Annotated in this window: 12 protein-coding genes; 5 read left to right on the forward strand and 7 right to left on the reverse strand. The window is 50.1% G+C overall.

Going from position 1 to position 15,318, the window contains the following annotated elements; genetic code table 11:
• Positions 1–21 precede the first annotated feature (21 nt).
• Both BMY63_RS08275 and BMY63_RS08280 read right to left on the reverse strand, forming a co-directional pair.
• On the reverse strand, positions 22–2,427 hold the full coding sequence (locus BMY63_RS08275) for an outer membrane beta-barrel protein (RefSeq protein WP_091915903.1): 2,406 nt from the start codon (positions 2,425–2,427) through the stop codon (positions 22–24).
• A gap of 78 nt (positions 2,428–2,505) precedes the next feature.
• On the reverse strand, positions 2,506–4,380 hold the full coding sequence (locus BMY63_RS08280) for a heavy metal translocating P-type ATPase (RefSeq protein ID WP_091916238.1): 1,875 nt from the start codon (positions 4,378–4,380) through the stop codon (positions 2,506–2,508).
• Positions 4,381–4,645: 265 nt separating this feature from the next.
• On the opposite strand from BMY63_RS08280, the gene BMY63_RS08285 reads away from it, so the two are divergent.
• On the forward strand, positions 4,646–4,996 hold the full coding sequence (locus BMY63_RS08285) for a MerR family transcriptional regulator (RefSeq protein ID WP_091901069.1): 351 nt from the start codon (positions 4,646–4,648) through the stop codon (positions 4,994–4,996).
• A 16-nt stretch (positions 4,997–5,012) separates the two neighbouring features.
• Here BMY63_RS08285 and BMY63_RS08290 read toward each other — a convergent pair whose 3' ends face one another.
• From BMY63_RS08290 to BMY63_RS08310, 5 genes are all read right to left on the reverse strand, one after another.
• A complete protein-coding gene (locus tag BMY63_RS08290; RefSeq protein WP_091915905.1) occupies positions 5,013–7,277 on the reverse strand; it encodes a RelA/SpoT family protein in 2,265 nt (754 codons plus the stop codon).
• Between the two features lie 30 nt (positions 7,278–7,307).
• The gene (locus BMY63_RS08295) at positions 7,308–8,738 is read right to left on the reverse strand and encodes a lytic transglycosylase domain-containing protein (RefSeq protein WP_255397509.1); all 1,431 of its coding nucleotides are present in this window, start codon (positions 8,736–8,738) and stop codon (positions 7,308–7,310) included.
• A 46-nt stretch (positions 8,739–8,784) separates the two neighbouring features.
• Positions 8,785–9,441, reverse strand: coding sequence for a DUF5683 domain-containing protein (locus tag BMY63_RS08300; RefSeq protein WP_371113581.1), 657 nt, complete (start codon positions 9,439–9,441; stop codon positions 8,785–8,787).
• Between the two features lie 119 nt (positions 9,442–9,560).
• Positions 9,561–10,490 carry a ParB/RepB/Spo0J family partition protein gene (locus BMY63_RS08305; RefSeq protein WP_091901062.1) on the reverse strand — a complete coding sequence of 310 codons (930 nt, stop codon included), beginning with the start codon at positions 10,488–10,490 and terminating at the stop codon, positions 9,561–9,563.
• A 6-nt stretch (positions 10,491–10,496) separates the two neighbouring features.
• A complete protein-coding gene (locus BMY63_RS08310; RefSeq protein WP_091901060.1) occupies positions 10,497–11,261 on the reverse strand; it encodes a ParA family protein in 765 nt (254 codons plus the stop codon).
• Positions 11,262–11,382: 121 nt separating this feature from the next.
• Between BMY63_RS08310 and surE the strand changes: the two genes are divergently transcribed.
• From surE to BMY63_RS08330, 4 genes are read left to right on the forward strand one after another with little or no spacing between them, the layout of a single operon-like run.
• Entirely contained in the window at positions 11,383–12,150 is a 768-nt protein-coding gene (surE, locus tag BMY63_RS08315; protein ID WP_091915907.1) for a 5'/3'-nucleotidase SurE, read from the forward strand.
• Positions 12,147–13,262 (forward strand): lipid-A-disaccharide synthase, encoded by a 1,116-nt coding sequence (gene lpxB / locus BMY63_RS08320; protein ID WP_091915909.1) that lies wholly within the window; start codon positions 12,147–12,149, stop codon positions 13,260–13,262. The genes surE and lpxB overlap by 4 nt, the downstream gene beginning before the upstream one ends.
• 9 nt (positions 13,263–13,271) lie before the next feature.
• The gene (locus BMY63_RS08325; RefSeq protein ID WP_091915911.1) at positions 13,272–14,582 is read left to right on the forward strand and encodes an NCS2 family permease; all 1,311 of its coding nucleotides are present in this window, start codon (positions 13,272–13,274) and stop codon (positions 14,580–14,582) included.
• A gap of 20 nt (positions 14,583–14,602) precedes the next feature.
• Positions 14,603–15,301 (forward strand): nucleoside-specific channel-forming Tsx family protein, encoded by a 699-nt coding sequence (locus tag BMY63_RS08330; RefSeq protein ID WP_091916239.1) that lies wholly within the window; start codon positions 14,603–14,605, stop codon positions 15,299–15,301.
• Positions 15,302–15,318: the final 17 nt, after the last annotated feature.

The raw sequence follows: 15,318 nt of genomic DNA on the forward strand, positions 1-15,318 counted from the left end.
TTTCTGTTATCCTGAGAATAATCAATTTCCCATACGCTGGATAGCTTCCTGTCCAGCACCACTACCTTTATATTTATTACGGGCGACATTGAACGTATAGCGAAGAGAGATGCTCAGACGATGGTTATTTGAACGCATCCACTGGGTCAGATAATAGTATCCGCAGTCTATCCCTACTTTCTCATTACCACTCTGTAGAATATTGTTTGCGGTTATGCGCAGACAGAGGGCATCGTTCTTAAGCCAGCATTTCTGGATGGTGGCCGACATGTCCCATGTGGTGTATCTTAAGTGATAACTCACCCAGTCAGCACGCGACTGATAGTCGCATCCCAGTTCAAACTGCCAACTGTGCTTCAAACGGAAAGTGTTGTCGAGTTGTACGAAGATCATGGGTTTTTTGTACGTTACCGTACGACTGCCAGAAGCCTCGCGTGGATCAGCCAGATCAAGTTCCGTGTCGTAGGAAAGGAAACCCGTTCTCAGGTTAGGCGACCATACACCAATGGTGGGCGCTACGTTGAGGTATGCGGTATAACGGTTCAGCGGCTTATCGAGGTTTACATGCTTGATCATGATCACACCGGCGTCGTTGTATAGGAACGACCACTGGGTTATGTGCTTCTCTATTCGCTGCCAGCTTGACACGAATGTCAGCCATTTCCATCGCATGTTCAGACTTAGATCATGGTTCTTCTGGTTCTCCAACTTCGGATCACCACTCTGTAGCGTAAAGGCGTTGGCATAGGTCACAGCACTGTTCAACTGCCAGTAGGTAGGACGAACAGTTTTCTGAGTATAGGTCATGGCTGCCTGTACTTGTCCAAAAGCGCGCGACAGTGAGATGCTGGGGAACAGGTCGTTGGTATATCGCTTCATGTTGTTTTCTGCGTTCAGACGGTCGCGATAGTCGAAGCCTACGTGCTCGAAACGCAGTCCGATGCTACCTTCTCCGAGCTTTCCCAGACTGAAACCGTAGTCGATAAAGGAGGCGATGTTCTGCTCTTTTGTCTTCGAGTCGGTAGCAGGTATGGCTGTTCCACTGATGTAGTAGCTGGCATTGCGATTAACGAATGTCATCTCGTTGCCAATGCTCAGTTTTCCTTTCCATACGGGGTAAGATAGCACCAACTTCTCAGCTACCATGTGGTCTGCAGTGTTCGCTTCGCTATTGACATGGTTGGCGTCACTAATCTGGTAATACTCGTCCGTCTTGGCGTTTGCTCGTTTCTTGTTCGAATAGAAATCCACATTGAGATCGATGTTCAGCTTTCCTAGTTGACCATTGTAATAGCTGTTTCCCTCCCAGTGATATGGAATTGTGGTTTTCTCTGACTCTATTCCGTCGATATGGTCTTCGAACTTGCCATTGCGGTAATAGTCGGTCTGGATATCAGCATGGTTCCAGTCATATAGCCTGTCGTTATACTGCAGACGGAAACCCACGGAATGCTTGTCGCTGATCTGCCAGTTGGTGCCGAAGGTATAGTTCAGGCCATAGGCATGCCAATCAGAGCGGAAACTGTTGTCCTGCTCCAGTCGGACCAGAGCATTGTTTTCTTTATAGAAGCTGTTCTGTGTGGCAGTAGATACTGCCGTGTTATGCCTTTCCCAGAAGTCAACCTGTCCGAACACGTCGACCGACCGATAGCGATAGTTGGCCTTGAAGGTGGTGTATGGGTCGCTCTGCCCGTAGCGTAACTGCTGGTTGTTTCCTGCAAAAAGACTGAATCCGAAACCTTCGCCTTGCTGCTTGACGGTGCGGATGCGGACTACCGATGCTACTGTGGCATCATAGCGGGCGCCGGGATTCATGTCAACGTCTACCGAAAGGATCTCCTGCGAGTTGAGCCTCTTCAGCTCGTCCGTGTCATGCAGCTTTCGTCCGTTGATATAGATAACCGGCGTACCCTTGCCGATGACCTCCAGTCCATCCTTGCCTTTTCTGATTCCAGGCACCTTTGACAGCATATCCTCCACTGAACCCGACTTCTCCAGTACGGAACCTTTGATCTGAGTAACCAGCGATGAGCCCTGTAGCTTCGTCTTGGGCAACTGTCCCTTGACCACCACCTCGTTAATCAGATGCGCATCTTCCAACATCTGGATGACGGGACCGCCAGCCATGCTGCCGTCGGATGACACATGAATGAATAGGGTCTGATAGCCGATACTTGAGATCTTCAGTACACCTTGGTTCTCTGGGGTCACAATCTTGAAGTTGCCATTCTCGTCAGAGACAGCCCCCTGTACAAAGGCGGAGTCTGGCATTGACAACAATACAACACTGACAAATGGCATGGGTGCCCCTTTCTCATCAACAATCTTTCCACCTACATCGGGTGTCGTGCGCTTGGCAAATACTCCTGTCGTGAGCATGGCCGCCATCGCCATCATGGCGAATCTTCTAAAGTTAAATCTATTCATAATATGCTGTTGCTTTTTCCAATCTTTTGTCTATTAGACACAACTCGTGTTGGAAAAGTTGCAGCAATCATGAATATTTTATACTTTCAGTGCACGGATGGCGTTGAGTACAGCGAGAATGGTGACTCCTACATCGGCAAAGACCGCCATCCACATCGTGCCCAGCCCAAAGGCGGCGAGTATCAGTATCGCAACCTTGATACCTATGGCGAGCCAGATATTCTGTCGAGCAATGGCAATCGTACGTCGAGCGATACGGATGGCAATCGCAATCCTCGATGGACGATCGTCCATAATTACGACGTCGGCCGCTTCGATGGCAGCGTCACTGCCAAGGCCTCCCATTGCGATACCCACATCGGCGCGGGCAAGTACAGGCGCATCGTTGATGCCGTCGCCCACGAAAGCCAATCCAGTCCCGTCACCTTTTTCGTTGAGTAGCTGTTCTACATGTTTTACCTTTTCGGCAGGCAGTAACTCCGTGTGATACTCCATCAGGTCGAGTTGTGACGCCACCTGTTCTCCTACTTCTCGCCGGTCGCCGGTCAGCATCACAATCCTATTGATGCCTAGTTCCTTTAGAGAGACAATAGCCTCGGCACTGTCGTCCTTGATTTGGTCGTTGATGACGATATGACCGGCGTAAGCCCCGTCGATGGCAACGTGGATGATGGTGCCTACGTGATGACAGTCATGCCATTTGGCGCCTATGAAATCCATCATTTTGGTATTACCCACACAGACGATCTGGTCTGCGACACGGGCACGGATACCTTGTCCTGCGACTTCCTCGACATCGGAAACGATGCAACCATCAGTGGCTTCATCGGGGAACGCATCGCGCAGGGCGGCACCGATGGGGTGAGTCGAGAAATGCTCCACATGGGCGGCGAGATGCAATAGATGTCGCTCGTCACAGGTGTCGGGGTGAACGGCCGTGACGGTGAACTGACCGTGTGTCAATGTACCTGTCTTGTCGAAGACCACCGTGCCCAGCCGAGCAAGGATATCCATGTAACTGGACCCCTTGACCAGAATACCATTCCGCGAAGCGCCACCGATGCCGCCGAAGAATGTGAGTGGCACACTGATGACAAGGGCACAAGGACAAGATACGACAAGAAATAGTAAGGCACGATATAGCCAGTCGGGGAAGGCCGTTGTGAAGTTGCCGGAGAACAAAGGTGGCAGTAAAGCCAGGATAAGGGCTGCTCCGACGACCACAGGAGTGTACACACGCGCAAAGCGTGTGATGAAAGCCTCGCTCTTGGATTTGCTGTTGCCGGCGTTCTCAACCAGTTGGATAATCTTGGCTACCGTGCTTTCTCCGAAACTCTTTGTCGTCTTTATCCTGATGACACCTGAGAGGTTGACGCAACCAGAGATGACCTCGTCGCCGACTGTGATGTCACGAGGAAGACTCTCGCCTGTCAGTGCGACGGTGTTCAGAGCCGATGTTCCCTCCAGTACCACACCGTCGAGCGGCACTTTCTCGCCAGGGCGTACGATGATGGTCTCACCAACAGCAACCTGATTGGGATCGACAGTCATCGTCATCCCGTTCCTCTCAACGCTGGCGGTATCAGGACGAATATCCATGAGATGGGTGATGCTCTCCCTACTCTTGCCTTCCGCATATTCTTCAAATAACTCGCCGACCAGGAAAAACAACATAACAAATACCGCCTCAGGAAACTCTGTCTCTGCTCCAGGAAGGAAACCGATACACAGAGCGCCGATAGTCGCAACAGACATGAGGAAATGCTCGTTGAAAGCCTCACCATGAATGAGTCCTTCGACCGCTTCTTTCAGTGTGTCATGTCCGACGAGCAGATAGGGAATAAGGTAGATCAGCAACAATTGCCAGGTGGGCAACTGCCAGTACTTCTCTATCCAGATGGCGCCGACGAGCAGAAGAGCGGTGACGACGATAAGCATGATGCGGTTTCTTATGCCGTCGTGATGGTGCTCGTGATGATGGTGCTCGTGTTGCTTTTGTGAACAGCAAGCCTGATGATCGTGGTGGTGTGTATGTGCCATGTCTTTGTTCCTTTTTTATTCTTTCGGGTGCAAAGGTAGGATAAAGATTTCGCAACTTGGTTGCATTTCTTCCAGAAGATGCTCCCCTCTCGGCAAAAAAAGAATTCTATTTCTTTGCATTTCTCTTGATTTTTCGTAAATTTGCGACAAAATTGCGAAGCAACAAATAAGGCACGATATGGCACTAAACCTGAATAAGAATCTGAAACTCTACTATTCTATCAAAGAAGTGGCAGAGATGTTTGAGCTCAACGAGAGTACATTGAGGTATTGGGAGCAGGAGTTCCCGTTCCTGAAACCCAAGACATCGGGGCCTGCCAAGGTACGGCAGTATCAAGAGAAGGATATAGAACAGATCCGACTGATTCATAATCTGGTGAAGGTCCGTGGCTTCAAGCTCTCGGCCGCCAGGAAGATTCTGACGCAGAATAGGAAAGGCGCGGATACAAAGGCCGACGTTCTAGAGCGGCTGATAGAAGTCCGCTCGGAACTCCAGGCGCTGAAGAAACAGCTGGATTATCTTCAATAGGACCAGAAATCCGCTCTTATATAATCTGTGATATTTCCTTGAGGTTGGGTATGTCTTTGAGATTATCCATGATCTCTTTGACGTCTCCTCGATCGTGAACACGCAGGTCAATACTTCCGTCAAAGATTCCCTCTTCAGTTGTGATGGTCAGTCGGTGGATGTTTACGTTCATCCGTGACGAGATGACTTGTGTGATATCGTTAAGTAAGCCCAGTCGATCGATACCTCCGATATGTATTGTCGCATCGAAGAACAGCTTCTTGTGCATATCCCATTTGATGTCAAGGATGCGGTTGCCGAAACTGGACTTGAGTTTTGCGGCCACAGGACAGGCACGTTTGTGAATCTCAATCTGGTTCTTGTTGTTGATGTAGCCAAGGGCATCGTCTCCGGGAATCGGATGGCAGCAGCCTACAAACTTGTACTGACTGATGTTCTCTTCAGAGATATAGATAGGTTTCTTGCGGTTGAACTTTTCCGGAACGATGAACAGTTCCTGTTTGGGCAACTCCTCTTTTTTCTTCTTTCCGACAAAGGGCACGTATTTCCTCCATCCCTTGTTGTCAGTCTCTTTGTTTTTCCCGTTTAGTTCGTCAAGGTCTTTCTCACCCAACAAGACAATCTTCTCACCGAGTGCTTGGTAGAAGTCGTTCCGTTGGCTGTAGTCGTGGAACTCTGCTAACTGATCGGCGATAGCCAGACTGGGTTCCTTATGGTGCTTGAGCAGGAATTGATGAAGGATCTCTTCTCCCTCGCGTTGGGTCTCACGGTTGTCGCGGCGCAGTATGGCCTGGATCTTCGCTTTGGCCTTGGCCGTAGATACGAAGTTGATCCAGGAAGGACTGACATGTTGTGATTTCGATGTCAGGATCTCTACCTGGTCGCCACTTTGAAGTTTATGACTCAAAGGAACAAGTTTGTGGTTTACCTTCGCCCCAATGCAGTGGCTTCCTAAGAATGTGTGGATAGAGAAAGCAAAGTCGAGTGCCGTGCATCCGGCAGGTAGGGTGCGGATCTCTCCTTTAGGTGTAAAGACAAAAATCTCGCTGGCAAAAAGGTTCAGTTTGATGGTGTCGAGAAAATCCATAGCGTCGGGCTGTGGGTCGTCCAGGATCTCCTTGATCGTATGTAGCCAGTCGTTAAGTTCGTTCTCATCCTCGGTATACTCCTCCTCGACACCGTCTTTATATTTCCAATGAGCAGCAAATCCTTGTTCTGCGATCTCGTCCATCCGGTCGGAACGAATCTGTACTTCAATCCATCGGCCCTGCTTGGACATCAGAGTTACGTGCAGCGCCTGATAACCATTAGCTTTCGGATGACTCAGCCAGTCGCGCAGGCGATCAGGGTGTGACTTGTAGATCTTGGAGATGGCCACATAGATGTTGAAGCACTCATTGACCTCTTCCTCGCGTACTCTTGGTGTGAAGATAATCCTGACGGCCAGGATGTCGTATATCTCCTCAAAGGTAACGTGCTTGTTTTGCATCTTGTTCCAGATGGAGTAGGGACTTTTTACGCGTTCCTTAATCTCATACTGGATTCCCATGTGGCGGAGTGACTCCTCAATGGGAAGCGTGAACTGTTCAAACAATTCGTCACGCGATGCACTCGTAGATCGAAGTTTTGCCTCGATAGCTGCGTACTCGTCAGGATGCTCGAACCTGAAACTAAGATTCTCCAACTCCGACTTGATCTTGTTCAGACCCAGACGGTTGGCTAGTGGCGCATAGATATAGAGCGTCTCGCCGGCGATCTTGTATTGTTTGTTGGCCGGCTGCGATTCCAAGGTGCGCATGTTGTGCAGACGGTCACATATCTTGATGAGGATAACTCGGATGTCATCACTCATGGTGAGCAATAGCTTCTTGAAGTTCTCAGCCTGGGCTGAGGCCTGCTCACCGAAGATGCCGCCACTGATCTTTGTCAGCCCATCGACAATCTGCGCGATTTTCGCACCGAAGATATTCTCGATATCTTCAATGGTATAATCTGTATCTTCTACGACATCATGGAGAAGGGCAGAGCAGATGCTGGTTGATCCCAGTCCGATCTCAGAACAGGCGATCTGAGCAACCGCGATAGGATGCATGATATATGGTTCACCCGATAGTCGACGTACTCCCTTGTGCGCCTGACGGGCGAAGTTGAATGCTTTCGTGATCAGGTCAACCTTCTTGCGGTGGCGTGATGCCAGATAGTCGTTCAACAACCTTTGAAACGCGTCGTTGATCAGTTTCTCGTCGGCCTCTTCCTGCAATTTCTGTTCATCTGCATCCATATCTTTTCCTCTCTAATCAATCTTTTGTTCCTATCTCACCCTGATCTTCTTTCCGGCTCGGATATTGTTACCCCTGATGCCGTTGAGCCTTCTTAACTTGGCCACAGTCGTTCCATTGCGTTTGGCAATCTCGGATAATGTCTGTCCTTTCCTGACGGTGACAGAGGCGCCTCCCCTTCCTCTGTTCCTGGCATTGCGACGACTGTAGCGTCCGTTCCTGCTATATGAGCTACGGCTACTTCTCGTGAAAGTTGGGAGATCATCGTTGACATCAACAACGGCACGTCTGGTCAGCAGTTCTGTGGCTCTGAAATTATAGACGGAGTCCTCGTTGTCGATAAACCTTCCTACGTCAGCGATCGGCAGACGAATAGCTGACGGTTTTGTGGCACCAGGGATAATATCGCGGCGATAGGCCGGATTCAATGAGCGTATCAGGTCGGCATCAGTTCCGATAACCCCAGCTATCTGCTCGATATGCACATTCTTGTTTACCACAATGGTGTCGCTTTGAGACGGCAGTCGGGTTGTCATCGGACAGATGTTGTGGTCACAGTAGTACGTCATGATGTAGTTGGCCGCAATGAATGCGGGAACATATCCGCGTGTTTCGCCAGGCAGATACGGGTAGAGCTTCCAATAGTCCTTATCGTCAGCTGTGATGGTCTCATTCTCCGTCCGTCCCTTGTCGGCTCGGTAGCGGCGAATGGCTTTGTTGATATTCTCCGGACCGCAGTTATAGGCAGCGATAACCAGATTCCAATCGCCGAAGATACGGTAGAGGTCCCTGAGGTAACGGGCAGCGGCATATGATGATTTGACAGGGTCACGACGCTCGTCGACCAGCGAGTTGATCTCTAGTCCATATTGCCTGCCGGTACCAAGCATAAACTGCCATAATCCCGTTGCTCCGACACGGGAGACGGCCTTGGGGTTCAGGGCTGACTCGATGATGGGCAGATATTTCAGTTCCAATGGCAGCTGGTAACTTTCGAGAGCCTCCTCAAAGATGGGCATGTAGAAGTTGGCTGCGCCAAGCATATAGCTGACGGAATAGCGAAGGCGCCCACTATATCTGTCAATGAACTTCTGGACGATATCGTTATAAGACAGTTCCATCACAGAGGGTATGCGACTGAGCCGCTCGATGTATACCTCCTTCGAAAAGGTCGGATTCTCGTTCTTCATCTCGCAGTCACCTGGTATGGCCAGATAGGTTTTGGACATATAGAGATTCAACAGACTATCGAGATCATAGGTCATGGCCTCAGGGAATTCAATGATTTCTTCGTTACCCTCCTTGTCGGTGAGCGAGATCTCGTCTTCCGCGGGAACCTCCACTTCCTCTACTTCTTCCTCTTCATTCTCGTTGTCAATGTCCTCGTTTACTATCTGTGCATACATGGCGCAGTTTCCTGCGAAGAACATCGCGGCGAATATCAACAATAGTCTTTTTTTCATCCTTATTAATATGGTTTTGATTTTTGGTTCTTGTTATTCTTGTTCCTCAGAAATTTAGGCTGCACTGGAGCCCCAGTGAGGATGATTTCAGAGGGTTCCTGGCGGCATTGTCGCCGAAGACCGTCGGCTCTACCCTCAGGCTCAGGTCCTTTGAGATGTCAAAGACAGACAACTCTGCGTCCACATAGGCATCGATGACAGATAAGGCATAGACTCCCACTAGCACGAAGAAGCTCATGTCGCGCCATCTGCGGAATCTGTCTTTACGTTTTTTGAAGATGTCTTTATAGCGATTGGATAGTTGCTGGTTGTCCTCCGTTATCTGCATACCCAGGTGCAGGAACTGGTTATAGCTCTGTGTGCTGGGGTTACCGTCCATCAGATCGATATAGGCCTGAGAATAATCTTTATACATCGTGTTATTCCAGTTCATCGCGTATAGACATCCCATAAACCCACCATACACAAGTGGGAGTTTCCAGTATTTGCGGTTATAGATCTGTCCGCCACCGGGGATGACCAATGCCAACCACAGGGCTCTCTGCGGGTCGGGTTTCCAGGTGGCCATGTCGCGGTGTTTTCTCTTGATCAGAGGGGTCGACTCTGACAGTGCCGTTAAGGTGTTGTCAAGACTGTCTTCCAGACTGCTCATGATGCGAGTTATACTGTCTGTCGGCAGCACCACCATACTGTCGGGGGCCATGCTTCCCACGCTCCCCTGAGCGGAGGAATGAACGATGCCTGCCAACAGCAGGATCCCGGTTATGATCGAAATGCGCAATGATGCGAAAAAAACTTGTCTCAACGTCTGTGCTCTATCACTTAGTTCTTGATCTTGTCGATAATGTTCATAACGAACTCCAGCTCCTCTTCGTTAGAAAAGGGGATGCTGATCTTTCCTTTGCCTTGTGGATTACAGGACATCTGTACTTTTACCTTGAACAACGTCGAAAGACGGTCTCTGAGGATACTATATTCCAATGGCAGTTGGGCATTCGGGGAAACAGCCTTCTTGATGCTCTGGATGTTCTCTCCGCTCTTCAGCATCTGTACCATTTCCTCTACCTTACGTACGGAGTAACCATTTTTCTGTATCTCCTTGAACAGCTTCAGTTGGGCAGAAGGACTCTCGATGGCCAGCAAGGCTCGGGCGTGTCCCATGTCCATCTCCTTGTTCTTCAGAGCCATCTGTATCTGTGCAGGAAGTTTGAGAAGACGCATGTAGTTGGTGATGGATGTGCGACTCTTGCCGACTCTGGAAGAGATCTTTTCCTGCGTCATGCCCGTAGCTTCTGCCAGATGCTGGTAAGCCAGTGCGATCTCAATGGCATTCAAGTCCTCACGCTGGATGTTCTCAACCAGGGCCATCTCCATCACACTCTCGTCCTCTGCCGTTCGGATATAGGCGGGGATAGAGGTGAGACCGGCAATGAGTGATGCTCTCCAACGACGTTCACCAGCAATGATCTGGTATTTCCCGCTTGTAGTCTGCCTGAGAGTGATAGGGGTGATGATACCTATCTCCTGGATGCTGGCAGCCAGCTCCTGTAAGGCTGCCTCGTCAAACTCACGTCGTGGTTGGTTGGGATTAGGCTCAATCTGTTTGATGGGTATCTCGCTCAGATTGGAGGTTCCCTCTGTTTGGATGTCGCCTGTGTCAATCAGCGCATCCAGTCCTCGACCTTTTCCAGTCCCGATGTTGTCCAGTCCTCGTCCCAGAACATTCCTGTCGTATTTCTTCCTTACAGCCATAGTCGTCTATTTGTTTTTGTAGATGATTTCCTTGGCTAAAGCCAGATGGTTCTTGCTACCTGTGGAGTCTGCGTCGTATAAGATGACAGGCAGACCGTGGCTTGGGCTCTCTGAGAGCTTCACGTTGCGCTGGATGACCGTCTTGAATACCAGCTCCTGGAAATGCCGCTTCACCTCGTCGTAGATCTGGTTGGCCAGACGCAAACGACTGTCATACATCGTGAGCAGGAATCCTTCGATCTCCAGCTGTGGGTTCAGCTTGTTCTTGATGATCTTAATAGTGTTGAGCAGTTTGCTGATACCTTCAAGTGCGAAATACTCGCATTGCACAGGGATAATCACGGAGTCGGCCGCAGTCAGCGAGTTAACCGTGATCAGCCCTAGCGAGGGAGAGCAGTCTATGAGGATATAGTCGTATTCATCGCGGATGGGCGCCAAGAGGTCTCTCATCACCTTCTCGCGGTTCTCCAGGTTCAGCATCTCGATCTCTGCACCTACCAGATCAATATGACTTGGTATGATGTCCAGACCGTCAATGTCTGTTGTGTACACCGCGTCGCGAACATCTGTTTTGTTGATGATACATTCATATAGTGAGCATTCTACTTCTGTGATATCTACTCCCAGTCCGCTGGAAGCGTTGGCTTGGGGGTCTGCATCGACGACGAGCACCGTTTTCTCCAATGTGGCAAGCGAGGCTGCCAGATTGATGGTTGTCGTGGTCTTACCCACACCGCCTTTTTGGTTTGCTAACGCAATAATCTTTCCCATTGTTTTACTGAATACCTTAATAAAAATAAGAGATTTGGGTACAAAGTTACGAAATAATTCATAATTCATAATTCACAATTCATATTTTTTTGTACTTTTGTACCCAAATCGTTGAAATTTTATGGAAATTAAACGACCCTTGTTGCTCATTTCCAATGATGACGGCTATCAGGCAAAGGGTATCCGGGAATTAGTGGAAATGGTGTCTGATCTTGGTGATATTATTGTCTGCGCTCCGGAGTCGGTGCGTAGTGGTTTCTCATGTGCGTTTTCGGCTATGAAACCACTGAAACTGCAACTTCGGGAAAAAAGGGAGGGCGTGGAGGTCTGGTCGTGTAATGGTACACCTGTCGACTGTGTGAAGATGGCTTTGGCAGAGATCGTCCCCCGTACTCCAGATATGGTTATCGGCGGTATCAACCATGGCGATAATGCTTCTGTGAATGTGCATTACAGCGGCACGATGGGGGTCACGCTCGAGGGCTGTATGAAATACATACCTTCTGTGGCATATTCTCTCTGCGATCATCGCGACGAGGCGGATTTCGAACCCCTTCGCCCGTTGGTTCGTGCCATCACGATGAGGGTGCTGGCAGACGGCCTGCCCTTAGGTGTCTGCTTGAACGTGAATTTCCCTTTAGTGCAGGAATACAAGGGCGTTCGTGTCTGTCGTATGGCCAAAGGAACATGGGGGCAAGAGGTGGTGAGATGCGCCCATCCTCGTGGCTATGATTATTGGTGGATGGTGGGGAAATATACCAATGACGAGCCGATGGCGACGGATACAGACAACTGGGCATTAGCGAACGGCTATGTCGCTATCACACCGACACAGATTGATGTGACCGCCTATACGGCCATAGATAATATCAAATCCTGGAATTTATGAAGTATTATCTGATTGCAGGTGAAGCCTCTGGCGATCTGCATGCATCACACCTGATGAAGTCGTTGAAAGAATTTGACGACAACGCGGAGTTCCGCTTTTGGGGTGGCGACCTGATGACGGCGGTGGGTGGTACCCGCGTGCGCCATTATCGTGAGTTGGCCTATATGGGCTTTGTTCCTGTGCTGCTCCATCTGCCCACGATCCTCTCTAACATGAGGAGGTGTAAGCGCGATATTGTGGACTGGCAACCCGACTGTGTGATTCTTGTTGACTATCCGGGCTTTAATCTGACAATCGCAAAATATGTAAAATCGAAGACGAATATTCCCGTCTATTATTATATCTCCCCTAAGATCTGGGCCTGGAAAGAATATCGTATCAAGAATATCCGCCGTGACGTGGATGAACTTTTCTCCATCCTGCCCTTCGAGGTTCCCTTTTTTGAACAGCGACACCACTATCCGATACATTATGTGGGCAACCCGACAGCCGACGAGGTGCGTGAGTTCCTGTCCGCATACGAAAAGACGGCCGTGCCGACCAGACCGATTATCGCCCTCCTGGCCGGCAGTCGTAAACAGGAGATAAAAGATAACCTTCCGGCGATGATGGAGGCCGTAAGTCCCTATATGAGTGATTATCAGGTTGTGTTGGCCGGCGCTCCAGGGATAGAGAAAGACTATTATGATACGTTCTTGCGAGGAAAAGGGATTGATGTGGTTTATAATCAGACCTATCCTTTGTTGGCGGAAGCTCATGCCGCTCTTGTCACTAGTGGGACGGCAACGCTTGAGACATGCCTCTTCAAGGTACCCCAGGTGGTGTGCTATGAGACACCACTGCCTCGTCTGATCGGCTGGTTGCGGAAGAAGGTGCTGAGGGTGAAGTACATCTCGCTGGTGAACCTGATTGCCGATCGCGAGGTGGTGACCGAGCTCGTGGCCGACACCTTCTCTGTGACAAATATCCGACGGGAACTGGAAAAGATCCTCGACGGCCCTGTCCGTCAGTCGATGCTAGACGATTATGAGGAGATCAGTCGTCGACTTGGTCATCAGAAAGCTCCAGAGCAAACTGCAAAACTTATTTATACGTTACTATCTAATCAATAATCAGTCATTATGAAAAAAATCCTTGCATTGCTGGGCTTTGACCCACTGAAACATTCTGTGAAAGTAGAAATGATGGCAGGACTTACCACATTTCTCACGATGTCGTACATCCTTGCTGTGAACCCTCTGATCCTTGGAGAGACGGGCATGGATAAAGGAGCTCTCTTCACTGCTACGATTGCTGCAGCGGTGATTGCAACCCTGGTGATGGCTTTTTATGCCAAGATGCCGTTCGCCCTTGCCTCAGGTATGGGCCTGAATGCGTTCTTCGCCTATACGCTCGTACTGACGATGGGCTACACCTGGCAGGAGGCATTGGCGGCCGTGCTCTTTGAGGGTATCGTCTTTATCCTTCTGACCTTTTTCAAGGTTCGCGAAGCCATCGTCAATGCAATACCTCTGAACCTTCGCTATTCCATTTCCGTGGGTATCGGCCTGTTCATCGCCTATATCGGCTTGAAGAATGGCGGCATCATCGTGGCCAGCGACGCCACCGTCACCACCCTCGGACCGTGGACCGTGTCTTCGCTGATAGCCGGCGCAGGTGTGCTGCTCGGCGGTGTGCTGATGGCCGTGGGCGTACGCGGAGCCTTGTTCTATACGATTATCGTGATGACCGTTATTGGTATCCCCCTCGGCGTGACACAGCTTCCAGAGAACTTCTCGCTGGTCAGTCTGCCGGAATCAATGGCGCCCATCGCGTTCCATATGGATTTCTCCCGTTTCCTGTCTTTGGATATCAACTATTATGTGGTGGTCTTCACCCTACTTTTCATGGATCTCTTTGATACGCTGGGAACACTTATCGGCGCTTCTACCAGTGCCGGTATGGCTGATCCGAGAACAGGCAAGATCCATGGTCTGAACCGTGCGCTGATGGCCGACGCCGTCGGAACGACAGCAGGTGCCCTCTGTGGTACCTCTACGGTAACGACCTATGTGGAGAGCACGACGGGTATTGCCGCCGGCGGTCGTACGGGTCTGACATCCTTGACCGTGGCGCTGTTCTTCCTGGTGGCCCTCTTCTTCTCGCCGCTGTTCCTGATCATCCCTTCCGCCGCTACTACGAGCGCCCTCGTGCTGGTCGGCGTGCTGATGACCAAGACCATCACGAAGATCGACTTCAGCGATTTCACCGAGGCCGTTCCTTGCTTCATCACCATTCTCACCATGCCTTTCACGGCCAGCATCTCCGAAGGTATCGTACTGGGTATGCTTTCCTATGTGCTGGTGAAGGTTTGTACGGGGCATTACAAGGAACTCTCCATTGTGATGTATATTCTCGCTGCCTTCTTTATCTTGAAATATGTGTTTAATTAAAATAACGAAATAACGGTATGATGAAAAAGATTCTTTTTTGCGTGGTAATGGCTGTTGCTGCCATGACCGTCCAGGCACAGAACGTGCAGCTACATTATGATTTCGGTCGTAACCTTTATTCAGACGAAGAGGCTGGCCGTCAGAAGGTGACCCTCACCGTTGAGCAGTTCAAGGCCGACCAGTGGGGCTCGTGGTTCTATTTCGTCGATGTCGACTTCAGCCGGAAGTTTACGGAAGGCGCATATGCGGAGATCTCCCGTGAGTTTAACCTCGGCAAGAAAGGCTTCGCCGCCCATGTGGAGTATAACGGCGGACTGAACCGTTTCGGCAGTTTCCAGCAGGCAGCCCTCCTCGGTGGAGCCTGGAACGGACATAATGCCGACTTCTCCAAGACCTACTCCGTGCAGCTGTTGTATAAGCGTTTCTTCAAGAGCTATGACTATACCTCGGCCTATAACAGTGTGCAGCTGACAGGTGTCTGGGGCCTGAATTTCGGCAAGAAATGCACCTTCTCCGGCTTCATTGACTTCTGGCGCGGTCAGAAGGCCGACGGTCACGGTCAGCTGGTCATGCTCACGGAGCCGCAGCTCTGGTATAATCTCAACAGTCACCTGAGTATAGGTACAGAGTGCGAGATCAGCAGCAATTTCATCTATAACACCTATAATGACAAGTCGTTCTTCGTGAACCCGACGCTTGGCATGAAGTGGAACTTCTGAAGTTGAATCATGAAAAG

The sequence above is a fragment of the Prevotella aff. ruminicola Tc2-24 genome (assembly GCF_900110895.1).
In the GTDB taxonomy this organism is placed as follows: Bacteria; Bacteroidota; Bacteroidia; order Bacteroidales; family Bacteroidaceae; genus Prevotella.

Bases quoted from the DNA above. Each gene is read 5' to 3' on its own strand.
- BMY63_RS08275 (WP_091915903.1), bottom strand. From the start codon at position 2,427: ATGAATAGATTTAACTTTAGAAGATTCGCCATGATGGCGATGGCGGCC.
- BMY63_RS08285 (WP_091901069.1), top strand. From the start codon at position 4,646: ATGGCACTAAACCTGAATAAGAATCTGAAACTCTACTATTCTATCAAA.
- BMY63_RS08290 (WP_091915905.1), bottom strand. From the start codon at position 7,277: ATGGATGCAGATGAACAGAAATTGCAGGAAGAGGCCGACGAGAAACTG.
- BMY63_RS08295 (WP_255397509.1), bottom strand. From the start codon at position 8,738: ATGAAAAAAAGACTATTGTTGATATTCGCCGCGATGTTCTTCGCAGGA.
- BMY63_RS08300 (WP_371113581.1), bottom strand. From the start codon at position 9,441: ATGGCCCCCGACAGTATGGTGGTGCTGCCGACAGACAGTATAACTCGC.
- BMY63_RS08305 (WP_091901062.1), bottom strand. From the start codon at position 10,490: ATGGCTGTAAGGAAGAAATACGACAGGAATGTTCTGGGACGAGGACTG.
- BMY63_RS08310 (WP_091901060.1), bottom strand. From the start codon at position 11,261: ATGGGAAAGATTATTGCGTTAGCAAACCAAAAAGGCGGTGTGGGTAAG.
- surE (WP_091915907.1), top strand. From the start codon at position 11,383: ATGGAAATTAAACGACCCTTGTTGCTCATTTCCAATGATGACGGCTAT.
- lpxB (WP_091915909.1), top strand. From the start codon at position 12,147: ATGAAGTATTATCTGATTGCAGGTGAAGCCTCTGGCGATCTGCATGCA.
- BMY63_RS08325 (WP_091915911.1), top strand. From the start codon at position 13,272: ATGAAAAAAATCCTTGCATTGCTGGGCTTTGACCCACTGAAACATTCT.
- BMY63_RS08330 (WP_091916239.1), top strand. From the start codon at position 14,603: ATGAAAAAGATTCTTTTTTGCGTGGTAATGGCTGTTGCTGCCATGACC.